This window comes from Yoonia litorea, from assembly GCF_900114675.1.
GTDB lineage: Bacteria > Pseudomonadota > Alphaproteobacteria > Rhodobacterales > Rhodobacteraceae > Yoonia > Yoonia litorea.
This window is the reverse complement of record NZ_FOZM01000003.1, coordinates 218,952-244,651: the sequence shown is the minus strand read 5'-3', so window position 1 is coordinate 244,651 and position 25,700 is coordinate 218,952. Positions and strand designations below refer to the sequence as shown.

Annotated in this window: 25 protein-coding genes; 14 read left to right on the top strand and 11 right to left on the bottom strand. The window is 56.7% G+C overall.

The genetic code is table 11. From position 1 onward, the window contains the following. Positions 1 to 69: 69 nt before the first annotated feature. The 3 genes from ettA to BM316_RS14335 all read left to right on the top strand — a co-directional run bounded on the left by ettA (position 70) and on the right by BM316_RS14335 (position 2,646). Positions 70 to 1,725 (top strand): energy-dependent translational throttle protein EttA, encoded by a 1,656-nt coding sequence (gene ettA / locus BM316_RS14345; RefSeq protein ID WP_090209977.1) that lies wholly within the window; start codon positions 70 to 72, stop codon positions 1,723 to 1,725. 317 nt (positions 1,726 to 2,042) lie between these two features. Next, positions 2,043 to 2,249, top strand: coding sequence for a cold-shock protein (locus BM316_RS14340; protein ID WP_090209975.1), 207 nt, complete (start codon positions 2,043 to 2,045; stop codon positions 2,247 to 2,249). 187 nt (positions 2,250 to 2,436) lie between these two features. Next, complete coding sequence (locus tag BM316_RS14335; protein WP_090209973.1) at positions 2,437 to 2,646, top strand: cold-shock protein; 210 nt, start codon at positions 2,437 to 2,439, stop codon at positions 2,644 to 2,646. A gap of 56 nt (positions 2,647 to 2,702) precedes the next feature. Here BM316_RS14335 and BM316_RS14330 read toward each other — a convergent pair whose 3' ends face one another. Genes BM316_RS14330 through BM316_RS14320 form a run of 3 tightly spaced genes read right to left on the bottom strand, consistent with a single transcriptional unit; the run spans position 2,703 to position 4,196 of the window. Beyond that, on the bottom strand, positions 2,703 to 2,906 hold the full coding sequence (locus tag BM316_RS14330) for a dodecin family protein (RefSeq protein ID WP_090209971.1): 204 nt from the start codon (positions 2,904 to 2,906) through the stop codon (positions 2,703 to 2,705). Positions 2,907 to 2,948: 42 nt separating this feature from the next. Continuing rightward, entirely contained in the window at positions 2,949 to 3,530 is a 582-nt protein-coding gene (locus BM316_RS14325; protein ID WP_090209969.1) for an SOS response-associated peptidase, read from the bottom strand. A gap of 3 nt (positions 3,531 to 3,533) precedes the next feature. Then, the gene (locus tag BM316_RS14320; RefSeq protein WP_090209967.1) at positions 3,534 to 4,196 is read right to left on the bottom strand and encodes an arylesterase; all 663 of its coding nucleotides are present in this window, start codon (positions 4,194 to 4,196) and stop codon (positions 3,534 to 3,536) included. 19 nt (positions 4,197 to 4,215) lie between these two features. Here BM316_RS14320 and BM316_RS14315 point away from each other — a divergent pair, with 19 nt between their 5' ends. Genes BM316_RS14315 through BM316_RS14305 form a run of 3 tightly spaced genes read left to right on the top strand, consistent with a single transcriptional unit; the run spans position 4,216 to position 7,963 of the window. Continuing rightward, positions 4,216 to 4,908, top strand: a complete 693-nt coding sequence (locus BM316_RS14315; RefSeq protein ID WP_090209965.1) for an ABC transporter ATP-binding protein — start codon at positions 4,216 to 4,218, stop codon at positions 4,906 to 4,908. Beyond that, positions 4,905 to 7,421, top strand: a complete 2,517-nt coding sequence (locus BM316_RS14310; RefSeq protein WP_090209963.1) for an ABC transporter permease — start codon at positions 4,905 to 4,907, stop codon at positions 7,419 to 7,421. Before BM316_RS14315 ends, BM316_RS14310 begins: the two co-directional genes overlap by 4 nt. Further along, positions 7,418 to 7,963, top strand: a complete 546-nt coding sequence (locus tag BM316_RS14305; protein WP_090209962.1) for a gamma-glutamylcyclotransferase family protein — start codon at positions 7,418 to 7,420, stop codon at positions 7,961 to 7,963. Before BM316_RS14310 ends, BM316_RS14305 begins: the two co-directional genes overlap by 4 nt. A gap of 12 nt (positions 7,964 to 7,975) precedes the next feature. Here the strand turns inward: BM316_RS14305 and gltX are convergent, their stop codons facing one another. From gltX to BM316_RS14290, 4 genes are all read right to left on the bottom strand, one after another. Further along, positions 7,976 to 9,295, bottom strand: coding sequence for a glutamate--tRNA ligase (gltX, locus tag BM316_RS14300; protein WP_090209960.1), 1,320 nt, complete (start codon positions 9,293 to 9,295; stop codon positions 7,976 to 7,978). Positions 9,296 to 9,403: 108 nt separating this feature from the next. Continuing rightward, entirely contained in the window at positions 9,404 to 9,832 is a 429-nt protein-coding gene (locus BM316_RS14295) for a DUF1801 domain-containing protein (protein ID WP_090209958.1), read from the bottom strand. 36 nt (positions 9,833 to 9,868) lie between these two features. Continuing rightward, positions 9,869 to 10,045, bottom strand: a complete 177-nt coding sequence (locus tag BM316_RS16755) for a hypothetical protein (RefSeq protein ID WP_165606607.1) — start codon at positions 10,043 to 10,045, stop codon at positions 9,869 to 9,871. 4 nt (positions 10,046 to 10,049) lie between these two features. Beyond that, entirely contained in the window at positions 10,050 to 11,711 is a 1,662-nt protein-coding gene (locus BM316_RS14290; protein ID WP_090209957.1) for an NAD+ synthase, read from the bottom strand. Positions 11,712 to 11,854: 143 nt separating this feature from the next. Between BM316_RS14290 and BM316_RS14285 the strand changes: the two genes are divergently transcribed. Then, on the top strand, positions 11,855 to 13,267 hold the full coding sequence (locus BM316_RS14285) for an MORN repeat-containing protein (RefSeq protein ID WP_090209955.1): 1,413 nt from the start codon (positions 11,855 to 11,857) through the stop codon (positions 13,265 to 13,267). Between the two features lie 63 nt (positions 13,268 to 13,330). Here the strand turns inward: BM316_RS14285 and BM316_RS14280 are convergent, their stop codons facing one another. Beyond that, complete coding sequence (locus BM316_RS14280; RefSeq protein ID WP_090209953.1) at positions 13,331 to 14,857, bottom strand: cryptochrome/photolyase family protein; 1,527 nt, start codon at positions 14,855 to 14,857, stop codon at positions 13,331 to 13,333. Then, positions 14,851 to 15,531: an SDR family NAD(P)-dependent oxidoreductase gene (locus BM316_RS14275; protein WP_090209951.1), complete on the bottom strand. Its 681-nt coding sequence runs from the start codon at positions 15,529 to 15,531 to the stop codon at positions 14,851 to 14,853. The genes BM316_RS14280 and BM316_RS14275 overlap by 7 nt, the downstream gene beginning before the upstream one ends. A gap of 282 nt (positions 15,532 to 15,813) precedes the next feature. On the opposite strand from BM316_RS14275, the gene BM316_RS14270 reads away from it, so the two are divergent. The 7 genes from BM316_RS14270 to BM316_RS14240 all read left to right on the top strand — a co-directional run bounded on the left by BM316_RS14270 (position 15,814) and on the right by BM316_RS14240 (position 24,209). Beyond that, on the top strand, positions 15,814 to 17,370 hold the full coding sequence (locus BM316_RS14270) for a 2-isopropylmalate synthase (RefSeq protein WP_090209949.1): 1,557 nt from the start codon (positions 15,814 to 15,816) through the stop codon (positions 17,368 to 17,370). A 305-nt stretch (positions 17,371 to 17,675) separates the two neighbouring features. Beyond that, on the top strand, positions 17,676 to 18,713 hold the full coding sequence (locus tag BM316_RS14265; protein ID WP_090209947.1) for a rod shape-determining protein: 1,038 nt from the start codon (positions 17,676 to 17,678) through the stop codon (positions 18,711 to 18,713). Between the two features lie 26 nt (positions 18,714 to 18,739). Beyond that, a complete protein-coding gene (mreC, locus tag BM316_RS14260; protein ID WP_090209945.1) occupies positions 18,740 to 19,672 on the top strand; it encodes a rod shape-determining protein MreC in 933 nt (310 codons plus the stop codon). Next, positions 19,665 to 20,204: a rod shape-determining protein MreD gene (locus BM316_RS14255; RefSeq protein ID WP_090209944.1), complete on the top strand. Its 540-nt coding sequence runs from the start codon at positions 19,665 to 19,667 to the stop codon at positions 20,202 to 20,204. The genes mreC and BM316_RS14255 overlap by 8 nt, the downstream gene beginning before the upstream one ends. Next, complete coding sequence (mrdA, locus tag BM316_RS14250; RefSeq protein WP_090209942.1) at positions 20,201 to 22,141, top strand: penicillin-binding protein 2; 1,941 nt, start codon at positions 20,201 to 20,203, stop codon at positions 22,139 to 22,141. Before BM316_RS14255 ends, mrdA begins: the two co-directional genes overlap by 4 nt. Beyond that, a complete protein-coding gene (gene rodA / locus BM316_RS14245; protein ID WP_090209940.1) occupies positions 22,138 to 23,277 on the top strand; it encodes a rod shape-determining protein RodA in 1,140 nt (379 codons plus the stop codon). The genes mrdA and rodA overlap by 4 nt, the downstream gene beginning before the upstream one ends. Next, positions 23,277 to 24,209 (top strand): 2-hydroxyacid dehydrogenase, encoded by a 933-nt coding sequence (locus tag BM316_RS14240; RefSeq protein ID WP_090209938.1) that lies wholly within the window; start codon positions 23,277 to 23,279, stop codon positions 24,207 to 24,209. The genes rodA and BM316_RS14240 overlap by 1 nt, the downstream gene beginning before the upstream one ends. Here BM316_RS14240 and BM316_RS14235 read toward each other — a convergent pair. Continuing rightward, on the bottom strand, positions 24,206 to 24,982 hold the full coding sequence (locus BM316_RS14235; protein WP_090209936.1) for an SseB family protein: 777 nt from the start codon (positions 24,980 to 24,982) through the stop codon (positions 24,206 to 24,208). The two genes, BM316_RS14240 and BM316_RS14235, sit on opposite strands and share 4 nt — an antisense overlap. Further along, positions 24,979 to 25,572, bottom strand: a complete 594-nt coding sequence (locus BM316_RS14230) for a uracil-DNA glycosylase family protein (protein WP_090209933.1) — start codon at positions 25,570 to 25,572, stop codon at positions 24,979 to 24,981. The genes BM316_RS14235 and BM316_RS14230 overlap by 4 nt, the downstream gene beginning before the upstream one ends. Positions 25,573 to 25,700: the final 128 nt, after the last annotated feature.

Genomic DNA, 25,700 nt, shown 5'->3' with positions numbered 1-25,700 from the left:
ACGGATTGCCCCTGCCCCCCAGCCCCGCTATTGAAGCGCAAACGAAATTCCCAAGCGGAGCGTCCCAGCATGGCTGCCTATCAATTTGTCTACTTCATGGACGGCGTGTCCAAGACCTATCCCGGTGGCAAGAAGGTCTTTGAGAACATCCGTCTGAACTTCCTGCCCGGTGTGAAAATTGGTGTCGTCGGTGTGAACGGCACCGGTAAATCAACCCTGATGCGCATTATGGCAGGACAGGACAAGGATTTTGCTGGCGAGGCATGGGCGGCAGAAGGCGCACGCGTTGGCTATCTGCCTCAGGAGCCGGAACTCGATCCCAACCTGACGGTGCGGGAAAACGTCATGCTCGGCGTGGCCGAGAAAAAGGCGATCCTTGATCGCTATAACGAAGTGGCGATGAACTACTCCGAAGAAACCGCCGACGAGATGGCCCAATTGCAGGATCAGATCGACAGCATGAACCTGTGGGATCTGGATGCGCAGATCGATATCTCCATGGAGGCGCTGCGCTGCCCGCCAGACGATGCGGATGTGACAACACTTTCCGGCGGTGAAAAACGCCGCGTGGCGCTTTGCAAACTGTTGCTTGAAGCGCCCGATATGTTGCTGCTCGACGAACCAACCAACCACCTCGACGCAGAAACCATCGCTTGGCTGCAGCAGCACCTGATTGACTACAAAGGCACCTGCCTGATCGTCACCCACGACCGCTATTTCCTTGATGCAATCACTGGATGGATTCTCGAACTCGACCGCGGTTCGGGCATTCCGCATGAGGGGAATTACTCGTCTTGGCTCGAAGCCAAGGCGAAGCGGCTCGAACGTGAAGCAAAAGAAGACAAATCCAAGCAGCGCACGCTGGCCCGCGAACTCGAATGGATGCGACAGGGCGCCAAAGCACGTCAAGCCAAGTCCAAGGCACGGATCGCCGCCTACAACGAGATGGCAAATCAGTCGGAACGCGAGAAAATCGGTCGCGCCCAGATCATCATTCCAAATGGTCCACGACTCGGCTCGAAAGTGATCGAGGTCGAAGGTCTGAAAAAGGCGATGGGTGACAAACTCCTGATTGAAGATCTGGAATTCAGCCTGCCACCGGGTGGGATCGTTGGTGTCATCGGACCCAACGGCGCGGGTAAGTCGACGCTATTCTCGATGCTGACTGGACAATTGGAGCCCGACGCAGGCTCCGTGGAATACGGTGACACCGTAAAACTCGCCTATGTCGACCAGTCCCGCGACGCGCTGAACCCTGACGCCACTGTGTGGGAGGAAATCAGCGGTGGGGCCGAGATCATCGAACTTGGCGATGCTTCCATGAATAGCCGCGCGTATTGCTCCGCTTTCAACTTCAAAGGTGGTGACCAGCAGAAGAAAGTTGGCCTCTTGTCAGGGGGCGAGCGCAACCGCGTGCATATGGCCAAGCTGCTGAAGTCAGGTGGCAACGTGCTGCTGCTCGACGAACCGACCAACGATCTGGATGTGGAGACGTTGAGGGCGCTCGAAGATGCGCTGGTCGATTTTGCAGGTTGCGCGGTGGTGATCAGCCACGACCGCTTTTTCCTCGACAGGATCTGCACCCATATCCTTGCGTTTGAAGGTGACGCCCATGTGGAGTGGTTCCAGGGTGGCTTTACCGACTACGAAGAAGACAAACGATCCCGACTAGGTGCTGATGCACTCGAGCCTAAGCGGATGAAGCATAAGAAGTTCGTGCGCTGACTTTCTAAGTGTCGAGATGTAGGGGATAGCCCAGAAAGTGCTGCGTCGGCCGACCCATAAACCGTCGGCCGATTGGAGGTCTCAAGCTGTATTCGCACGATAGAATCGGCGTCAACTGTTCTGCGTGAAAACAGTCACACAGTTCACAATTTGCACTGTCAGCCTTGATTTACACAGGATTCAGCCCACGTGTAAGGGCGCGAACGTTACCCATCTCGACCACTGCCTGCTTTTCATCGGCGACAGCTTTCGATTTTTACTGACACCGCCACACTGCCGCAATCTCGCGGGCAGACTGAAAAGAGAGGAATATTACGATGGCCACTGGCACCGTAAAATGGTTCAATACAACAAAGGGTTACGGGTTTATTGCCCCTGACGGCGGATCAAAGGATGTGTTTGTTCACATCACCGCATTAGAGCGCGCCGGTTTGACCGGCCTGAAAGATGATCAAAAGGTCAGCTATGACATTGAGTCCGGCCGTGACGGTCGCGAAGCTGCGATTAATCTAGCTCTCGTCTAAGATCAAAAACTTATCGTTGCCGCGATTTATGCTCTGCTAAAGGGTTGAATTTTTTGTCCCGTGTGGCAGAATGTCGCGGCAACGTTGACCTCACGTCCACTGCCCGCTTCACGGCCCAGTTCACTGAATCGTCTGACCGCGCCGCGCCGCTGCATCTTCGCGAGCGGTTACTTTGGAGGAATGTGAAATGGCTTCTGGAACCGTAAAATGGTTTAATGCAACGAAGGGCTATGGTTTCATCGCCCCTGAAGGCGGATCAAAAGATGTGTTTGTTCACATCTCCGCTGTTGAACGCGCTGGTCTGACGACACTGCGCGATGATCAGAAAATCGATTTCGATGTTGAGGCAGGACGTGACGGACGCGAAAGCGCGGTCAATCTTGTTCTTGCAAGCTAAACGACGCTCAAACGAATTTTGAAAGCGGCCACCCCCGGGTGGCCGCTTTTTTCTTTTTAGTCTTCCAGCACAAACGTCACTTTCAGGACGACGCGATATTCCGCGATCTTACCATCTTCGACAGTGACCTTTTGATCGGACACCCAAGCACCAGTAATGCCCTTGAGTGTTTCTGACGCCCGTTCAATTCCGGTCGTTACTGCATCATCAAAGGATTTATCGGATGATGCGATTATTTCGGTTACTTTTGCGACTGACATGTTTCTCCCTTTCGCTTTGGATAACAACACAACGGTCGCGCCTCAGGTGGAGTTCCAGTCGACGTCATCGGCTTTCTCGACGAACAGTCGCCCGTCCGGAAAAGGTTTCAGCAGTGTGCTGGCTTTGCTTTCGTCCGCATCAAGCCAAGTCGGCACATCAGAAAGTTCCAGAATAAAGCCCATGCGGTGATGAATATCGATCACGTCAGCAGATGGTGGACATGTGACCGTCGCGACTTGCGGAACCTCTTGCCCGCCGGGTGCCTTCCATACATCAAAGACAGCCGCGAAGAGAATTTGTACCCCATCTTTCCGGCTGATGCGCCATGGCTGTTTGCGTCCCTTTTGTCCTGTCCACTCATACCAACCGCTTGCTGGTACGACCGCGCGACGAAGGCCTTCAAATGCCGATTTGTCAAAGATGGTTTCTGACCGGACGTTGATGATCGTCTCCAAAACCGGCCGCCCTCGCGCATTGACGCGCCCATTCGGGATGAGCCCCCAACGCATGAGGCGCGGGCCCGCCTTCGTTATGACTGCGACCTCCTCACCTGGCGCGATGTTTCGCCTTGGCGGATTATCAAGACCTGCAACCGGATCGGTGAGATAGTAGCGACCCGGCATGATCTAATTCAGTTCCCCAAGAAACGCAGCAATTTCTGGCCCCATCGCATTGACGATGATCTTCACGCCTTCCGCATTTGGATGGATCCCGTCAGGCTGCAAGAATTCCGTAAATCCTTCGCTCATACCGGCCGCGGCGCGCAATCCTGCCGCGAAATCAGAGTAGAGCGGAACATCGTGGGTCTCTGCCAACGCCACATACATCCCTTCAAAAGCTTCTTTGTAGTCCCGTCCATAGTTGGTGCCGACCGCCAGGCCGACCAAAAAGACAGGAACGTCTGCTCCCGCGGCCTGAGCCAAAATGCCATCCAGATTTGCTTTGCTTACTGTCGGATCAATCCCGCGAAGATAGTCGTTGCCGCCAAGCGCGACGATCATCGCGTCGACGTCGGGCGAGAGTGTCCATCCAACCCGTGACAGCCCGCCTGCTGTGGTGTCACCTGATACGCCCGCGTTGATGACGCTGACATCGTAGCCTTCCTCAACCAGCCACGCTTGTAGCTGCGGCACAAACCCAGCTTCCTGCGGCAGCCCGTATCCAGCCGTAAGGCTGTCGCCGAGCGCCGCGACAGTGATCTCCTCTGCGTGCAGCGCCGTATGAGACAGTAAGATCGCTGTGCCGAGCTTGGCACACTGCGAAAAGAACCCATATGCAAGTGAACTCATTCGTTCAAAGGCCGCACCGATGACCGCACCAGTCCTTTCCATCGCGAACGCAAACCTGTCACTCGATGGCAACGCCGGGCGTGTCGACATCCTCCATGATATCTCGCTTGACGTCGCCATGGGCGAAACGCTGGGTCTGATCGGGCCAAGTGGATCTGGCAAGTCATCTCTCCTGATGTTGATGGGCGGACTGGAACAGGCTTCATCTGGTAAGATCATGGCACTTGGTCAGGACCTGACGACGATGAATGAAGACCAGCTAGCCCTCTTTCGTAGAGACAATATGGGGGTCGTCTTTCAGTCTTTCCACCTGATCCCCACAATGACCGCACTTGAAAACGTCGCAACGCCACTTGAATTGGCAGGAGCAAAAGATGCTTTCGACCGCGCTGAAGCGGAGCTCAAGGCAGTCGGGCTGTCAGATCGGCTCGACCACTATCCCAGCCAGATGTCTGGCGGCGAACAACAACGCGTGGCTCTCGCGCGTGCGTCAGCCCCCCGACCAAAACTCCTGCTTGCGGATGAACCGACTGGCAATCTTGATGAGACAAACGGCAAGGCAATTGTCGAGCTGCTTTTTGATCTCCGCGACCGTCACGGAGCCACCCTCATCATGGTGACACACTCCAATGAGCTGGCAAATCGTTGCGATCGGATCATCCGGTTGCGCGGAGGCCGGATCGACACTCCTGTGGCGAAGGCTGCAGAATGAGTTTGCGAACTGCGAGGCGTTTTGCGTGGCGTGAACTGCGGGGCGGTTTGCGTGGTTTTCGCGTGTTCCTTGCCTGTCTGGCTTTGGGTGTCGCGGCCATAGCCGCCGTAGGCACTGTCAGGGCCGGGATCGAGGCAGGATTGCAACGCGATGGCGCGGCCCTTCTCGGCGGAGATGCTGAGGTCGAATTCACCTACCGCTTTGCCAGAGATGAAGAGTTGGCCTGGCTCGAAAGCATCGCCGATGAAGTCTCCGAAACGGTCGATTTTCGGTCGATGGTGGTGGTCGATCGCGATGGCGGCACGGAACGCGGTCTGACACAAGTTCGGGCCGTCGACGATCTTTATCCATTGATTGGGACAGTCCGGCTTGATCCACCTATGCTGCTTGAGGATGCGTTGGCTGATGTTGGCGGCGTGATGGAACGCGTCTTGGCGGATCGGCTTGGCTTGCAGGCTGGTGATAGCTTTCGTTTGGGCGAGCAGGATTTCACACTGCGCGCAATTCTTGACCGCTATCCCGACAACGCCGCCGCCGGGTTTGGCCTTGGGCCGCGCACCATTGTCTTGACCGATGACCTTTCGCAGTCGGGCCTGATCTCCGAAGGGACGCTATTCTCAACCCAATATCGGCTGGACCTGCCTGCTGATGCAGACTTGGCAACGCTTGAGGCGGAAGCGGACGCGCAATTCCGCGACAGCGGTTTGCGATGGCGCGACAGCCGACGCGGCGCCGGTGGTGTTGCACAGTTCGTTGACCGGATCGGAGCATTCCTGATTCTTGTTGGCCTTTCAGGCCTTGCCGTTGGTGGGGTCGGCGTGTCGGCTGCGGTCCGTGCCTATCTCGCGGGCAAGATGGGGGTAATCGCAACGCTGAAGACACTTGGTGCGACCCGCGCGATTATCTTCCAGACCTATTTCATTCAGGTAGGGATGCTGACGATATTGGGGATTGCTTTGGGGCTTCTGATCGGCGGCAGTTTACCTGTACTCTTCGCGCCACTCATCGAGGCACGATTGCCTATCCCCGCTGTCTTTACAGTTTATCCCGCACCACTGTTCGAGGCGGCGGTCTACGGGGTGCTGGCAGCGCTTGTCTTCACGCTATGGCCCTTGGCAAAGACTGAGGACATCCGTGCAGCGACACTCTTCCGCGATGCATTTGCTGCGGCTGGTGGCCTGCCTTCAACACGATATCTCATCGCGATTGCCGTGCTTATCGCGGCGCTTGTCGGCGCGGCAAGCTGGTTTTCAGGCACCGTTTATCTGACACTTTGGACCGCGGGTGGGATTATCGCAGCTTTAGCGCTTCTCGTGCTTTCTGCGTTCGCGATCCGCTGGATTGTACGACGCTTCCGCAAGCCCGCGCGCGGACGCCCCGCATTGAGACTTGCGTTTGGCGCAATCGGTGCGCGTGGCGGCGAAACGACATCTGTTGTTCTTTCCTTGGGGCTTGGCCTGACTGTCTTGGCAGCTGTCGGGCAGATTGATGGTAACCTGCGCAGTGCATTTGCAGACGAGTTACCCGAAGTCGCGCCAAGCTATTTCTTTGTTGATATCCAGCCAGACCAGATCGACGGGTTCCGTGCGCGTCTCGACGAAGACGATGCCGTCAGCCGTGTCGATACGGCGCCCATGCTGCGCGGAATCATCACGCAGATTAACGGTGAGCCCGCAGAAGAGGTCACCGGTGGTCATTGGGTGACGCAAGGCGATCGCGGGATCACATACGCAGATGAGCAACCACAAGGCACCGTTGTCACAGATGGGTCGTGGTGGGAAGAGGACTATAGCGGGCCTCCGCAAATCAGTTTTTCCGCTGAAGAAGCCGCCGAGATGGGATTGCAGCTTGGCGATATGATGACGGTGAACGTCCTTGGTCGCGACATTACCGCTGAAGTCACAAGCTTTCGCGAGGTGAGCTGGGAAGACGCAGGGATCGGATTTGTGCTTGCTATGAACCAAAGCGCGCTTGCCGGCGCGCCGCATAGCTGGATTTCAACCGTCTATGCAGAAGAAGAGGCCGAGGCAGCGATCCTGCGCGATCTGGCCACGGCTTATCCCAACATCACTGCGATCCGGATCAGGGATGCAATTGATCAGGTGATCGAACTGGTTGGCGGCATATCTGCTGCCACCCGATACGGAGCCTTGATCACTCTTATAACAGGCTTCCTTGTTCTGATTGGGGCTGCAGCCGCCGGTGAACGTGCCCGCACTTTCGAATCTGCCGTGCTGAAAACCATCGGCGCATCGCGTGGTCGTATTCTCGCCAGCTTCGCGCTCAGAGCTGCGATCCTCGGCTTTGCGGCAGGGCTTGTCGCCCTTGTTGCGGGAATCCTCGGCGGGTGGGCGGTTTCCACGTTTGTCATGGATACCGACTACACGGTGATTTGGGCAAATGCCCTGCTGATCGTCGGGGGCGGTGTTATCGCAACAACGGCTGCCGGACTTGCTTTTGCTTGGCGGCCCCTTGCGGCCCGTCCGGCACAGGTGCTACGCGCCAGAGAATGAGCCACCCTTCGTTTTTCGGCTATGGCAGCCTCGTTAATCTGGCAACACACAGCTACGCCGATCCGCGGACCGCGACACTGCGGGGGTGGCGACGTGTCTGGCGTGGCACAGCATTAAGAGAAGTCAGCTACCTTTCCGTCATTCCGGACGGTGCAACCACATTAAAAGGCGTGATCGCCGGGGTACCCAATGATGACTGGGCAGCCCTTGATCAGCGAGAGGCCGCGTACGCCCGACACGATGTCAGCCATTTGGTCGATCATATAGGGCAGACCGCCGTCTATCAGGTAAAGCCGGAGCATGTCTCATCAGCAGGCACGCACCCAATCCTGCTCAGCTATGTTGATGTGGTCGCGCAAGGCTACCTGCGTCTCTATGGCGAAGATGGTGTCGGCCATTTCTTTGACACCACTGATGGCTGGGGAGTCCCGCTCCTGAACGATCGCGCTGACCCGATTTACCCACGCCACCAAGCGTTGACGTCATATGAAACGGATCTCGTCACCGCTCATCTGGAACGGATTAGAAACGCCGCCCTCTAAGCCAATCTCTGATCAGAGCGCGGGTTTCTTTTGCAGCAGCGGCATGACCTCAGCCATCTCCGGCCCGCGTTCGCGGCCTGTGACGGCTTTCCGCAACGGCATGAAAAGACCCTTGCCCTTGCGGCCGGTCGCCTCTTTCACCACGGCAGTCCATTCGGCCCATGTTGCCGCGTTATATGGCGGCGACGGCAGCAAGCCGAATGCATCAGCAACGAACGCGCGATCCTCATCGGCAACCAAAGGCTCTGCACCATCGCGGAAAAGCGCCCACCAATCGGCTACCTCATCAAGGCTGTTGATGTTCTCGCGCACCACACCCCAGAACGCAGCCGCCTGTTCAACCGGCACACCAGCAGCGTCCAAAGTGTCGCTGACATCAGGTGCCTCAAGTGTCGCCAGATGGCGAGCCGTCAGCGGGACAAGATCAGCTGCATCAAACTTCGTTGGCGCTGATCCGAACTTTGACAGGTCAAAGCCCGCGACCACGCATTCGATATTTGCGCGCAATTCAATAGGATCGGATGACCCAAGCCGGGCCATGAGCGAAAGGATTGCCTGAGGCGCGATACCTTTCGCGCGCAGGTCGCGCAGTGCAAGCGTGCCGAGACGCTTTGACAGCGCCTCGCCCTGCGGGCCTGTCAGCAGCGAATGGTGCGCAAAACGAGGCACCTCACCGCCCAGCGCCTTGATCATCTGAATTTGCGTCGCGGTATTCGTCACGTGATCAGAGCCACGCACGACGTCCGTGATCCCCATCTCTGTATCATCAACGACAGATGCCAGCGTATAGAGAATCTGGCCATCGTTTTTGAACAGGACCGGATCGCTGACCGAGGCTGCGTCAATGGAAATGTCGCCGATAATTCCGTCGGTCCATTCGATCCGCTCGTGATCCAGTAGGAAGCGCCAGTGCGATCCCCGCTCGGCCCGCAGGGCGTCCTTTTCGTCCTCTGACAGTGCCAGAGCTGCACGATCATAGACCGGCGGTTTGCCCATATTGAGCTGCTTCTTGCGCTTCAGTTCCAATTCCGTCGGGGTCTCGAAACATTCGTAGAGCCGACCCATATCAATCAGCTTTTGCTTGGCTTCCAGATAGCGGTCCATGCGGGCGGACTGATGCTCAACACGATCCCATGTAATGCCGAGCCAAGTAAGATCATCCTTGATCCCGGCGATATATTCGTCCTTTGAACGCTCCGCGTCGGTGTCGTCGATGCGCAGGATGAAGGTACCGCCGTTCTGCCGGGCAATCGCATAATTAAAGAGCGCGGCACGCAGGTTGCCGATGTGCAGCCAGCCGGTCGGCGAAGGGGCGAATCTGGTTGTCGTCATGGTGCGTCTCCTGTTGAGGCGCTTTGATCATGCATGCGCAGACTTGTCCAGTTTTCGCCGGTAGCCGCAGAGGCTGCACAATGAACAGATTGGGGCACTGATAATGTATCAGGTCGGCTCTACCGGCCACTTGCTATCAAGGTCCTGCAGGCCAGCGCGCACAAGCTCTTCAAGAACGTCCAAGTCGATGTCAGAAAGCTTGTTGATATAGAGACAGGACTTTCCGATTTTGTGCTTGCCGAGGCGGGAGAGTATTTCACTGAAATCGGTGTATCCCGGCATGATATAGACCGAGAGGTTTGCTTTGCGGGGGCTGAAGCCTGTCGCAAGGAAGTCGCCTTCGCGCCCACTGTCATAGACGTAATGATATTTGCCATAGCCGATCAGACTGGGACCCCACATCTGTGGTTTGAAACCAGTTACGCGGCGAAACAGATCATCAAGCGTTGCCGCATCTTGTCGCCGTGTCGGATGATCTACGGCGGCAATGAACGCGGTCACGGACTGATCAGTTGCTTGTGTCTTGTTCTCGGCCATGTCGCAAACTAGCGCGAGTTGGCTTGCCTTGTGAAGTCAGCCCTTCGTTCGGCGAAAGATCAGAACTGCGCCTAAACCGACGAAGGCCAGTGCAGAGAACGGCACCCACGGCGGGGCACCGAAGCGCAGGCCGACAAGCAAGAGCAAACCACCAAGAACGATAAGCACAGCCCCAAATGCGCTGCGCGCAGAAATACCATCACCACGAGCCATGCGGTCAGCTTGGATCGCGCCATCGGTTGACGATCGGATACCGCCGATCCAGCCAAAATGCACGGTTTGACAGTCGCGGACCCGGTGCTGACTGGAATCGCTTGTATTCACTGATGTAAAGCAAGTGTTCCACACGCTTGACTGTCTCACGGTCATAGCCAGCCGCGACGCAGTCGGCAACGGATGCTTCTTCGTCGACGAGCTTCGTAAGAATGCCATCCAGGACCTCGTAGGGCGGCAGGCTATCGGAGTCCTTCTGATCCGGTCTAAGCTCGGCAGATGGCGGTTTATCAATGATCGCAACCGGCACGACTTCTCCCTTTGGGCCCTTCATCCAGTCACGGTGATGATCATTGCGCCATCGGGCAATCTCGAAAACGCGGGTCTTATACAGGTCTTTGATGGGATTATACCCACCGGCCATGTCACCGTAGATCGTGGCATAGCCCACCGCGACTTCGGATTTGTTACCCGTAGTCAGCAGCATTTCACCAAATTTATTCGACTGCGCCATGAGCAACAGGCCCCGAATACGTGATTGGATGTTCTCTTCCGTCAAATCTGCGGGCCGATCACCAAAGAGAGGTGCCAATGCCTCAGTCACGGCCGCTCTCGGGCCGGCAATGCTGACGATGTCGTAGTGACAGCCAAGAGCCTCCGCCGCGGCAGCCGCATCATCAAGCGAGGCCTGAGAGGTATATTCCGACGGCAGCATGACACAGCGGACACAGTCTGACCCCAATGCATCAACTGCAATCGCTGCAACAATCGCACTGTCGATCCCGCCAGACAGTCCCAGCACCACCTTCTTGAAGCCCGTTTTGGCCATGTAATCGCGCAAGGCTTCGACCATCACACGGTAGTCCTGTTCAAAACTATCGGGCAGCGTCGCCTTTTCAGCATCGTGAGCAAACCACCCATTTTCGCCAACTTCGAAGGTCAAATGAGCCATCGCCTCCTCAAAAACCGGGAGTTGTGCGGCTAATTTGCCACCCCTGTTCAGGACAAACGACCCGCCATCAAACATCTGATCGTCTTGGCCGCCAACCATGTTGAGATAGACCATCGGCACGTCATTCTCGATCACGCGCGAGACCATCGTGTTCATTCTGATCGCAAACTTGTCGCGAAAATAGGGCGACCCGTTCGGAACAATGAGGATCTCCGCGCCGCTTTCGGTCATGGCCTCGCACACATCCGGGTACCACGCGTCTTCGCAGATCGGATTGCCGATACGGGCGCCGTTGTTGATTGAATATGGCCCGCCGATACCGGCACTCTTGAACAAACGCACCTCATCGAAGACATTGAAATTCGGCAGAAAATGCTTCTTGGTCACCGCATGCAGCTGCCCTCGGTGCAGCGTGTAATACGCATTATAAAGACGCTCATCTTCGACGAGTGGACCGCCGATCGACAGCGCTGGTCCTTCTGCGGTTACCAACATCAGTTCATCAAGATGCCGCATAAAATCAGCAATAAATGCAGGTTTCGCGATGAGGTCCTGGGTTTGATACCCCACAAGAAACATCTCGGGCAAAGCGACCAGATCAGATCCTGCATCCTTGCCTGCTTCCCAAGCTTCCAGGGCTTTTTGCGCATTACCAGCGATATCTCCAACAGTCGGATTCAGCTGTGCGATTGTGAGGCGAAAAATTTTTGTCATAGTTTTGTCCCAATGCCCTGCAAAGCATGTAGCAGACTGACCGGCAGTGGAAAGCCGTTTGCCGCCATCTGACACCTTAGGCGTTGTCAGGGACGGCGCGCTTTCCTAAGCTGATGGTCGGGGAGATATGATGGGAGATACACATGGCCATGTTTGGCACACATAGGGGCGTCGCGCTGGCTGCATTGCTTGCAGGCCTTGCGACTACTGCCCATGCGCAGGATATCCAAACAAAACAGTACGATGATGGCGGTGTGTATGAGGGAACCTTCCTCAATGGATTGCAGCATGGCCAAGGGACATATCGTCTGCCGAACGGCTATGAATATACTGGTGAATGGGTCGAAGGCGAGATTCGCGGCCAAGGGACAGCCGTCTTTCCGAACGGGTCTGTCTATGAAGGATCTTTCGTCGCCGGAAAGCCCGAAGGTCAGGGTCGAATCACCTTTGCCGACGGCGGAACCTATGAAGGAGAATGGCTCGACGGCAACATTACCGGTACCGGCGTCGCAACCTACGCAAATGGCGTGGTCTATGAAGGTGAATTCCGCAACGCGATGCACCACGGCACCGGCACCATGACAAGCCCCGGCGGATATACATATGCTGGCGCATGGGAAAACGGCCAAAAACAAGGTGAAGGTCGGATCACGTACCCAGACGGTTCAGTTTATGAAGGCACCCTGGTCGCGGGAGAGCGCGAAGGCACCGGCACACTGACAATGGCTGACGGTCTGATTTATGCCGGCGCATGGGTCGACGGCGAAATTCAGGGCCTGGGAACACTGACCCAGCCCAATGGCGATGTCTACGAAGGCAATCTGGTCGATGGCCGCCGCGAAGGCGAGGGCCGGTCAGTCTACGCAAATGGCGACGTTTATGAGGGTGAATTCCTCAATGACCGCAGACATGGCATGGGCTCATTTACCGCGACCGATGGCTATACATATGTCGGCCAATGGGTCGATGGGCAGATCGACGGCGAAGGTGAAGTCACCTATCCTGACGGCTCCGTCTATGTCGGCAGCTTTACCGCTGATCTCGCTGACGGGACCGGCAAAATCAGCTATCCCAACGGGGCCACTTATGAAGGTGACTGGGAAAACGGCGTCATAACCGGCTCAGGCACAGCGACTTTCGAAAACGGGTTAACCTACGTCGGCGAATTCGTAGATGGAAAGCACCACGGTCAGGGGACGATGACCTACCCCGACGGCTACGTTTATGAGGGGCAGTGGTCCGAGGGACAGCGTAACGGCCTCGGTCGCGCGACCTATGCCGATGGCACCGTCTATATTGGCGCATTCCTGAACGGCCAGCGCCATGGCCAAGGCGAGATCAACTTGCCTGACGGATTTACCTACGTTGGCACCTGGCAAGACGGGGAAATCAACGGTGAAGGTGTCGCGACATATGCGAACGGCGACGTCTACGAAGGCAGCTTCGTCCGCGGTCGTCGTGAAGGCGAAGGCACGATGACCTATGCAAGCGGACAGGAAGCCGTCGGGACATGGTCAAACGGCGCGCTGGTATCCGAGACAAACGGCGACAACTGAGCATTACGAACAATTGATTGAAGCCCGCCAGTTTTCGGCGGGCTTTGTCGTTTCATCAGACAGCTAGACCGCTTCGCCTGCTGACAGACGATCGAGAAAATCATCAGCCTCTGACAGGATTGTCTTTCGCTTTTCTTCATCCATGCGGTCCCAAACCCGATACATGTTCCCCATACGACCGTTTTCGGAAAAGCGTTCGCGATGGCGGTCAAGAAAGTGCCAGTAAAGCAGATTGAAGGGGCACGCATCTTCGCCGGTCTTGTCTTGCACACGATAGGCGCAATCACCGCAGTAGTCGGACATCTTCTTGATGTAGTTGCCTGACGAAATGTATGGTTTCGACGCGATGATGCCTCCGTCGGCAAACTGACTCATCCCGATCACGTTGGGTGCCTCGACCCATTCGTAGGCATCCGCGTAAACAGCCAAATACCACTCGTGCACCTCTGATGGATCAATGCCTGCCAACAGTGCAAAGTTGCCTGTGACCATGAGCCTCTGAATGTGATGGGCGTAGGCCTCGTCTCTTGTCTGGGCGACAGTTCTCTCCATGCAACGCATCTTGGTTTCACCACCCCAATAGACAGGTGGAAGCTTGCGCTGCGCATTTAGCTGATTTCGCCGCGTGTAATCGGGACCTTCGCGGAAGTAGATACCGCGCACATATTCCCGCCATCCGACAATCTGCCGAATGAAGCCTTCAACCGCATTCAGCGGTGCGTCTCCTGACTTATAGGCCTCTTCAACACGCTGACAGACCTCAAGAGGATCAAGCAATCCAGCGTTGATATAAAGGCCGATCACCGCATGATACAGGAAACGATTGTCCCCCAGCATCGCATCCTGAAAGTCACCAAACTTTGGCAGCCCCCCCTTCAACCAGTGTGCAAGTTGTCTCTTGGCCTGCCCGGCATCAGTGGCGAACCAGAAATCCTCGAGTGAGCCGAAATTGTCTCCGAACCGAGCGGCGACCAGATCAAGAACCTCTTGCACGGTTTCGTCCGGTGTAAATTGCATCGGCCCACCAAATGAGACCTCGTCAGGGGCTGGTTTACGGTTTTCGTGGTCATAGTTCCATTTGCCGCCTTCGGGTTGATCATCGTCCATGAGCAACCCCGTCTTGCGGCGCATTTCGCGATAGAAATACTCCATCCGGAGCGCCTTGCGCCCATCGGCCCAGTCATCAAATTCATCGTGCGAGGCAATGAAACGATTGTCTGGAAGACTGTGAGATTTGATCGGCAGATCGCCCAACGCTTCGATCAGACGCCACTCTCCGGGTTCCGTGTAAACCACGCCAGCCGCATCATATTCTTCGGCGCGACGCAGCAGCTCGCCTGTAATGCTGCCGGAATTGTCCGGATCATCCAACTTGGTGTAGGCCACGGTCCAGCCATCAGAGCGTAGGCTCTCGGCAAACTTGCGCATGGCAGCAAAGGTGAAGGCAATCTTCTTGGGATGGTGCGGGACGTAGCTTGCTTCATCAGCAACCTCGGCCATGACCACCACGTCATTACTTTTATCTGTCTTTTGCAACGCGGTAAGATCAGGCGACAGCTGATCTCCAAGAACCAGAACAAGTCTCACCAGACGATCTCCTTTCCCGCATAGTCGAAGAATTTTCCGGTTTGATCGGGGGTCAGACCTTCCACCAATGCGATCAGGTTCTTCGCCGCCTCAACAGCCGGCACAGTCTTGTGTCGGCCAGCATATTTGGCGGTAAACGGCGTTTCGACGGTGCCTGGGTGAAGTGCTACGCAAATGGCCTGTTTGTGTGTCCGGCCAAGCTCAATTGCCGCGCCGTGAACGATCTGGTTCAAAGCAGCTTTAGATGCACGGTAGCTGTACCATCCACCAATTTTATTGTCGCCGATAGATCCAACCCGCGCTGAAAGCGTCGCAATCACGCCGCGCCGGTCACGAGACAGAAGATCAGCGGCATGCCGTAGAATAAGGGCCGGCCCGATCGTATTGACCGCGAAAACCTGCTGCATGCTTTCCGCCTCAATGGCATCCAGGCTTTTCTCTGGTGCACCGTCGGGGGCGGCCAGAATACCCACCGCGACAAAGATCAGATCAAATGTGCCTTGGAGACCTTCGAGTGCCTCGGCAACGCGATTGGGATCAGTGACATCAAATCGGTGTTCCCGCCGCGATAGGCGCACGACGTCCCAGCCGCGCCCTTCAAGCGAGCCTGCAACCGCAGAACCAATGCCACCACTCGCGCCGATGACCAGCGCCCGCTTGTTCAAATCATCCGTCATAACGCAGTGAGCTAGTGCGGGTTCGGACGCCTTCCACCAATGCTCCCCCTTCATCTTGGCCAAAAAACTCCCGCGCGGAGCGCATATGAGGCTTTTCAAGCGGCTTCAGGATTGTATAGTCGCGCACATGATGAACTGCGCACATATCACATCGTCGGCCCTTTCTGGGCTGCTTCTGCGCGACATCCTACTCCTTAGCAGCCTCTGAGCGTGCCATTCGGCGCGACCGCTCAGAGGGGACCAGCGCCGGAAATTTCACGCTAAGGACAAAGGAATTCAGAGATGACAAAAGACCGTGTGTTGATCTTCGACACGACATTGCGCGATGGCGAGCAATCGCCTGGCGCGACCATGACTCATGCCGAAAAATTGGAAATCGCTGAACTGCTCGACGAAATGGGCGTCGACATCATCGAAGCAGGTTTCCCTATTGCCTCTGAAGGTGACTTCAAGGCAGTCAGCGAGATTGCAGCAAATGCGAAATCGGCGACGATCTGCGGATTGGCCCGGGCGAACTACAAGGATATCGACCGCTGCTGGGAAGCAGTGAAGAACGCAAAATCGCCGCGCATTCACACTTTTATCGGAACTTCGCCACTACATCGCGCCATCCCGAACCTCACGCAGGACGAAATGGCAGAGCGCATCCACGATACCGTGACCCACGCACGCAATCTCTGTGACAATGTGCAATGGTCACCAATGGATGCCACGCGCACCGAATGGGATTACCTCTGCCGCGTCGTTGAAATCGCGATCAAGGCAGGTGCCACAACGATCAACATCCCCGACACGGTCGGCTATACCGCTCCGGCTGAAAGCGCCGACTTGATCAAGCGTCTTATTGCCGAGGTTCCGGGCGCTGGAGATGTCGTCTTTGCGACGCACTGTCACAACGATTTGGGTATGGCGACCGCGAATTCGCTGGCCGCCGTCGCAGGTGGCGCGCGTCAGGTGGAGTGCACGATCAACGGTCTGGGCGAACGCGCTGGTAACACCGCTTTGGAAGAGGTCGTGATGGCCCTCAAAGTACGCGGCGATATCATGCCCTACGACACCGGCGTCGATACACGCAAGATCATGAATATCTCTCGGCGGGTCGCGACCGTCTCTGGGTTTGCTGTTCAGTTCAACAAGGCCATTGTCGGCAAGAACGCATTCGCACATGAAAGCGGTATCCATCAGGATGGCATGCTGAAGAACCGCGAGACCTTTGAGGTTATGAAGCCGGAAGATATTGGTCTGTCGGGGACGTCTCTGCCCTTGGGCAAGCACTCCGGTCGTGCAGCATTGCGCGCAAAGTTGAACGAACTCGGCTTCGATCTGGCTGATAATCAACTCAACGACGTATTTGTGCGCTTCAAGGATTTGGCTGATCGCAAAAAGGAAGTCTTTGACGACGACCTGATGGCGCTTCTGAGCCAAAACGAAAGTGGCGACGACCGACTGAAACTGAAGTCCCTGCGCGTGGTCTGCGGCACTGATGGGCCCCAGACCGCAGAGATGGTCATGGAGATTGACGGCGAGGACGCAAGCACGACAGCAACAGGCGATGGACCTGTCGATGCGACATTCAACGCTGTCAAAGCGCTCTTCAACCATGGTGCGCGACTGCAACTTTATCAGGTGAGTGCGGTGACCGAAGGCACGGATGCACAAGCGACAGTGTCCGTCCGCATGGAAGAAGAAGGTCGGATTGCGACAGGTCAGTCGGCGGACACAGATACGGTCGTGGCCAGCGCCAAAGCCTATATCAACGCTCTCAACCGCTTGCTGGTCAGACGGCAGCAATCAGGTCCAGGATATGATGTGAAGGGCGTTAGCTACAAAGACGCATAGCTTCAGAAACGACTCAGCTTGATGAACGGCAGCACATAACCTGTGCTGCCGTTCTTTTGTGAGCGGCGTCTTAGAGCGTGCGTTGTTCTAGGCGGGCACCCGCGTTAAATCGCTTTCGTGCAAGTAAATCTCATCTCTGGCCATAATCCACCCTCATTAGGTTGAAAAAATGATAGCAGCGAAATGCCGCCGCGTTGCGGAAAACGAGGGGTTCTATCCCCAGCGCCTGCGCTTTATAACGCTTTGGGACCTGCGCAGCTCAGCGCGCGCAGGGGAATCACATTGGGTTGGGGAAGGCCGCGCAGATGTTAGGCTTAGGTGGACTGTTTTCGTCCGACATGGCGATTGATTTGGGCACAGCGAATACGCTTGTGTTTGTGAAGGGCAAAGGGATCATTCTTTCCGAACCTTCTGTGGTGGCCTACCACGTCAAAGACGGCGTGAAGAAGGTGCTGGCAGTTGGCGAGGATGCAAAACTGATGCTGGGCAGGACACCCGGTAGTATCGAGGCAATCCGTCCGATGCGCGATGGTGTGATCGCCGACTTCGATACGGCGGAAGAAATGATCAAGCACTTCATCCGGAAAGTGCATCGTCGCTCGACCTTTTCAAAGCCGAAGATCATCGTTTGTGTTCCTCACGGTGCGACACCGGTAGAAAAGCGCGCCATCCGCCAATCGGTCTTGTCTGCTGGCGCAAGGCGCGCAGGCCTGATTGCCGAACCAATCGCTGCAGCCATTGGTGCGGGTATGCCGATCACCGACCCGACAGGTAGTATGGTTGTCGATATTGGTGGTGGCACGACCGAAGTCGCTGTCCTGTCGCTTGGCGACATCGTCTATGCGCGATCCGTCCGCGTCGGCGGTGACCGCATGGATGAAGCCATCATCAACTACCTGCGTCGCCAGCATAACCTGCTCATTGGGGAAAGCACCGCAGAGCGCATCAAGACCTCGATCGGGACAGCAAGAATGCCTGACGATGGGCGGGGGCAGTCGATGCACATCCGCGGACGCGATCTTTTGAACGGGGTTCCGAAAGAGACCGAGATCACGCAGGCCCAGGTTGCCGAAGCGCTGGCCGAGCCGGTGCAACAGATATGCGAAGCTGTCATGACAGCGCTTGAAGCTACCCCTCCCGATCTCGCTGCCGACATCGTTGACCGTGGCGTGATGCTGACCGGTGGCGGCGCGCTTCTGGGGCAACTGGACCTGGCGCTGCGCGAGCAGACCGGCCTTGCCATTTCTGTCGCTGACGAGTCACTCAATTGTGTAGCATTGGGGACTGGTCGCGCACTGGAATATGAAAAACAGCTCCGGCATGTGATAGACTACGACAGCTAGCACCACACACGAGGGAACAACCGCCCTTGGCACGGGACAAATCCAACGAAGACTATATCGGCCCGATCCGCAGATTGCTTGTCGGTGTTCTGGTCTTGGCCCTTGTTGGCCTCTTTCTCGTCTGGCGCATTGACAGCCCGCGGGTCGAGCGTCTGCGTGCCCAAGCCATTGATACATTTGTGCCTTCGTTTGCTTGGGCAATGGCCCCGATTACCGGGGCGGCCAATCTGATCAGCGATTTTCAAAGCTATCAGCAATTGCGCGCGCAAAATCAGGATCTCAGACGCGAGCTCCAGCAAATGAAAGCCTGGCGAGAGGCCGCGCTGCAGCTAGAACAAGAAAACGCCAAGCTGCTTGACCTCAACAACGTAAGTCTTGATCCGCAACTGACATATGTCACCGGGGTCGTCATTACTGATAGTGGGTCGCCCTTTCGGCAGTCCGTTCTTGTAAATGTCGGGGCACGCGACGGGATCGTTGACGGATGGCCCACGATGGACGGGATCGGCCTTGTGGGCAGGATCGCCGGTGTCGGTAACGAAACCAGCCGCGTGATGCTCCTGACCGATACCTCCAGCAGGATTCCAGTAACGATCCAACCGTCAGGGCAGCGTGCGATCCTAGCCGGAGACAATACGCTTGCGCCCCCGCTCGACTTTCTTGAAGACACCGCACTCGTCCGTCCCGGTGATCGTGTCGTCTCGTCAGGCGACGGCGGTGTGTTTCCCGCGGACCTTCTGGTTGGTCAGGTTGCTCTGGGAACAGACGGACGGATGCGTGTCCGCCTGGCCGCTGACTATGGCAGATTGGAGTTTCTCCGGGTCTTGAGAGCACAGCCGCATGGACAGATTGCCGACCCAGACGGGCTCGTGACACCAGGAGGCGAGTTTTACGGCCCTGCTGTGCCAAATTTCTTCAACCCCGCGACCCTTGTCCAGCGGGAGGACGAAGATGGCTGAGCGTATCGATAGCCAGACGTGGATGATGCGCGCCATCTTTGTCATGCTCGCATTTGTTCTGATCGTGGTCGACCTTGTGCCGCTTGATCTGCGGCCGACAGCTTGGGCTGGACCGGATATTCTTCTCCTGGTTACGTTGGTGTGGGTTGCGCGGCGGCCTGCAGTGCTCCCGGTGTTCGTGGTGGCGATCGTTTTCCTGATGGCAGATCTTCTTTTCCTCAGACCACCGGGACTTTGGGCAGCACTCGTTGTTGTTCTGACCGAGGTCATCAGACGCCAGCATAGCGAGTTCCGCAACATGGCCTTCCTTGTGGAGTGGGGCACAATTGCGGGCGGGCTCGTCACCGTCACTTTGATCAACAGGATCGTCCTGACAGTCACCGCAGCACCACGGCCACCGCTTGGCCTCTCCTTGATTGAGCTGGTTGCGACAATCCTGTTCTATCCAGTCGTCGTTGTCTTGGCGTATTACTTGTTCGGCATCAGACGGGCTGCCCGCGGCGAAATGGGTAGCAAGGGACAACTGCTATGAAACGCTCCGCCAAAGACACAATTCAAAGCGCACGCACAATTAACCGGCGTGCTTTTGTCGTGGGCGGCGTGCAACTTGGTATCGTTGGCGCACTCGGTTACCGCCTGAGGGATATGCAGGTAGAGCAGGCCGACCAATTCCGCCTCCTGGCAGAGGAAAACCGCATCAATATCAGGTTGCTTCCGCCTGAGCGCGGCGTGATCTTCGATCGTAACGGCATTGCCGTTGCAGATAACGAACAGAATTATCGGGTCATCATGATCCGCGAAGATGCCGGTGATGTCGGTGAAGTGCTGGCCAAGCTGACCGAAATTGTTCACATCGAACCGGGTGATCTTGCGCGCGCCATGGAAGAGATGCGGCGTAGATCGCCATTTGTACCCGTTACTATTGCAGACAGGCTAAGTTGGGAGGATGTCGCGGCCATCAATCTCAATACCCCTGCCCTGCCCGGCATTCAGGCCGAAGTTGGCCTCAGCCGAGTCTATCCTTGGGGTGCCGATCTTGCGCATGTCGTCGGATACGTTGGGCCTGTCAGTGATTTTGACCTCAGTCGTATCGAAGACCCGGACCCCTTGTTGCAAATACCTAAATTTCAGATCGGCAAAACAGGCGCTGAAAACAAGCTTGAGCAGGAATTGCGCGGCAGCGCCGGCACACGAAGGATCGAGGTCAACGCCGCAGGACGGATCATGCGTGAACTCGACCGGCGTGAGGGCGATCCCGGCAAAGATATCCAGCTTACAATCGATAGCCGCCTTCAAAGCTACGCGCAGGCCCGCATGGATGGTGAGTCAGCGGCAGCGGTCGTCATTGATCTCGAAAACGGGGATTTGCGCGCAATTGCGTCAGCACCGTCTTTTGACCCCAATCTCTTTGTTCGCGGCATTTCAGTCCCTGACTGGAATGCCCTTAACGCCGACAAATACCGCCCATTGGCTGCGAAAGCCGTTCAAGGCACCTATCCGCCAGGGTCGACCTTCAAAATGGTTACAGTCATGGCCGCAATGGAAGAAGGTGTCGTCACCGCAGACGAGACAGTCTACTGCCCCGGCTACACGGATGTCTTCAACATCCGTTTCCATTGCTGGAAGCGCGGTGGTCATGGCAACATCAACCTTCATGAAAGCCTTAAGCAGAGTTGCGATTGCTATTACTACGAGATCGCCCAGCGCGTTGGTATCGACAAGATCGCGGCCATGGCGCGGCGGCTTGGTCTCGGCATCCGGCACGATCTACCACTTTCAGCGGTTGCTGAAGGTCTTGCGCCTGACAAAGAGTGGAAGTCTCGGGTGCGGGGCGAAGAATGGCGGGTTGGCGACACCGTTAATGCCTCTATTGGCCAGGGCTATGTATTGTCCTCACCACTTCAACTGGCGGTCATGACGGCGAGACTTGCCACGGGGCGAGAGGTGACACCGCGTCTGGTCCGTCTGATTGATGGTGTTGAGCAGCCAAGCGGGATCGGCGAAAGCCTCGGGATCAACGAAAACGTCCTCCGCCGTGTCCGGGCGTCCATGGACGATGTGTGCAATCACCGGCGCGGCACGGCCTACGGGTCACGTATTGTGGATGATGCGCATAAGATGGCCGGAAAGACCGGCACCAGTCAGGTCCGGCGGATCACGCCCGAAGAGCGCGCCGCAGGTATCATTCGAAACGAGGATCTGCCGTGGGAACGTCGCGACCATGCGCTGTTCGTCGGATATGCCCCGCTTGATAAACCCCGCTACGCAATTTCTGTTGTCGTCGAGCATGGCGGTGGTGGATCACGCGCAGCGGCGCCAATCGCCAGAGATATCTTGCTTCAGGCACAATATGGCGGGCCGCCACCTCTCGAAGCATATCCTTCCAACGTGAGGGACCAGATCGCCGAGCAGCAACGCCGCATCAGCGCGCGCATTCCGCCCGGTGCGAAGGTACAGGGCCGCGCATGAGCTATCTGGAGCATAATACGAAGTCGGTCCCTACGGGCTTTCGGAAAGTTCTGCACCTGAACTGGCCGATTATCATACTTTTGGTCGCTGTCGCCTGTGCCGGATTTGTCATGCTCTATTCGGTCGCTGGCGGCTCTACCCGTCCGTGGGTCGAGCCACAAATGCAGCGCTTCATCCTCGGACTGGTTCTGATGTTCATCGTTGCCATGGTTCCGATCTGGTTTTGGCGGAACATGGCGTTTCTGGCCTATACCGGCTCCGTTCTGCTTCTCGTCGGAGTGGAGTTTTTTGGAGAGGTCAGAATGGGCGCCCAGCGTTGGATTGACATCGGCTTTATGCGGCTGCAGCCGTCAGAACTGACCAAAATCACGTTGGTGATGTTTCTTGCAGCTTACTACGATTGGTTGCCTAACAAGAAAACGTCCCACCCGTTCTGGGTGGCTGTCCCTGTCGTGCTGATCCTTCTTCCGGTGATGTTGGTGCTGGGCCAGCCCGACCTTGGGACCGCGCTCTTGTTGCTCATTGGTGGGGCGACGATCATGTTTCTGGCAGGCGTCCATTGGGCTTATTTCGCGACAGTGGTCGGCGGCGGTGTTGCAGCGATTCTTGCCGTATTCCAAAGCCGTGGAACACCGTGGCAGTTGCTGCAAGATTATCAGTACCGCCGGATTGATACATTTCTCGACCCGTCGAATGATCCGTTGGGTGCGGGATATCATATTACGCAGGCCAAGATTGCTCTTGGGTCTGGCGGATGGACAGGCCGCGGCTTCATGCAAGGGACACAATCACGGCTGAATTTCTTGCCTGAGAAACATACGGATTTCATTTTTACAACTTTGGCCGAAGAATTCGGCTTCGTTGGAGCATTCACCCTTTTGGTACTTTATCTGTTGATCATCGTCTTCTGCGTCGTATCGGCGCTGGGAAACAAAGACCGTTTTGCAGCGTTGCTCACCTTGGGCATTGCCATGACCTTCTTCCTCTTTTTCGCTGTAAATATGGCGATGGTAACCGGTCTCGCGCCCGTGGTCGGTGTCCCGCTTCCGTTGGTGAGCTACGGCGGCTCCGCGATGCTTGTCCTGCTAGTGGGCTTCGGGTTGGTCCAAAGTGCACATGTCCATAGGCCACGCTGATGCTTAAAATTCTCTTCTCCGCACACCGCGACCGCTGGAGCGAATACGAACAGCCCTTGAATGCAGCATTCGCGGCCGTGGGCCTTGCAGCCGACCTTGCGCTGGATCACTCGCCAGATGAAGTCGACTATATTGTTTTCGCGCCAAATGGCCCGGTTTCGGATTTCAGGCCCTATAGCAAAACCAAGGCGGTGATGGGGCTGTGGGCAGGCGTCGAGACGATCGTGAACAATGACACACTGACCCAACCACTTTGTCGGCTAGTTGATGAAAGTCTGACGGACGGGATGGTCGAGTGGGTCACAGGACACACACTGCGCCATCACTTGGGCATGGACACCCACATCAAGGGGCAGGACGGCGTCTGGCGTGACGACAGCTTTCCACCGCTTGCCACGAACCGCCCAGTAACAATCCTCGGAATCGGAGCGTTGGGTGCCGCCTGCGGGCAGGCGCTGGCGCGGCTAGGGTTTCCCGTGACTGGATGGAGTCGTACAGCGAAATCAGTTCCTGACATGCGATGCCTCCATGGCGAAGAGGGCTTGATAGAGGCACTGACTGCTGCTGAGATTGTCATTCTGTTATTGCCACAAACGCCCGAAACCACTGGCATCCTCAACGAAAAGACCTTCAGCTTGCTGGCAGAGGGGGCTTTCATCATCAACCCCGGGCGCGGCCCCCTGATCGACGATAGTGCGTTGCTCGCCGCGCTTGATCGCGGGCAAGTCGCACATGCAACGCTGGATGTTTTTCGGACCGAACCCTTGCCGCCAGATCATCCATTCTGGTCTCATCCAAAGGTGACGGTAACGCCGCATATTGCGTCGACAACGAGACCGGAGACCGCAGCAAAGGTCATTGCCGAAAACATACTGCGCGGAGAACGCGGCGAACCGTTTAAGTATCTCGTGGATCGCGCTCGCGGTTACTAACGGAGCTTCGGCGGGCTTTCTGGATCCATGCCCGGCGCGCCGGGGATATGAGGTGTCGCTGGCTCAGGCAAATCGAACCGGAGGCCGATTTTCGCAAGATGTGCCGCAAGCGGGTCACTTGCCTTAATAAACATGACATCAATCGCGCCAGCTTCGATCCCCGAAAAGGTGAGGGCCTCGCCTGCGGCCGACGCAAGCGCTTTCTCTGACCCGTCTACGGCGTCAACAAAGGCAAGCACATGCCCTCTTCCCCCGTCTTCGTAGGTCGCAGCGGCAAGGTATGCGGATCGGGCAAGTCCTGCTGCAATCGCCAGTTTACGGTCGAGCGCCGTAATCACGGTCTCTGGCAAACCTTTCGGCGCCAGAACCTCGGTGAGGCGTGCTTCTGCTTCGGTCGGGCCATGCGCCAAAGTCTGAACCAGCCAGTCAACGGCTTCAGCCGGGATCAGCATCGCTGACGGGGCAACTTCAAGATTAAGCGCGAGGCCTATACCTTGCCCCTGCAGCATCTGGACCAAGGCACGGCCCGGAAGGCCAGCATAGGGTGCTACACGCCCCACGAACTGGGAAAGGCGCTCCTCACGGTCAAATACAAGCGTAAATCGCTGATCCTCGATCTCGAACAGCTCTGGCGTGATCTGCTCGTCTGCGGCCTCTTCGCCGAGAAGCATGAAGAGTTCGGTATCAGCGAGCCGTTCGTAAAACCGCAAACGCGCGGCATCATCGTCGGGCGCTGCTTCCATTGCGGCATGTGCTTGATCAAGATCCGTCATTCCAACACCTTTGCTACCGTTGTGCGTAGCTCCGGCAGGAGCTCTTCAACAAACCACGGGTTCTTCTTCAACCATGCGGTATTGCGCCAGGACGGATGTGGCAAGGGAAAGACTCGCGGTGCAAGGTCGCGCCAGCGCTTCACTGTCGCGGTGACGCCCTCGCGCGTTGTCAGATGCCAGCGTTGCGCATAACCGCCGATCAGAATTGTCACCGGTATATCGCCGAGCGTGGCAAGGATTTCCCGCCGCCAGGTCTGATGACAAACAGGCGGGGGTGGCAGGTCAGCTCCAGAACGGTCATAGCCGGGGAAACAAAACCCCATCGGCACGATTGCGATGCGCTTCCGGTCATAGAAGGTCTCTTGATCTACGCCCAACCAGTCGCGCAACCGATCGCCGGAGCGATCCCAAAACGGCATTCCAGCCTCATGGACACGCGCGCCGGGTGCCTGACTGGCAATCAATATCCGGGCGCCCTTCTCAAACCACACAACCGGGCGCGGCTCGTGCCGCGTCGCGGTCTTTGCAAAACGCTCCGCACAGATGCGACAGTCTTGCAAGCGGGTTTGCAAATCGGAAAGGTCAGTCATGCCACCCTATGTAAGGCCGCTGTGCAAAACGCCAACGTGACACCTCAGTCAGGCTCACAGAATTGTCGCTATATTCCCGCCGCAATGCTGGGGTAAGAAGAGGAAAAGGGTGTTTGCACATCGTGGCG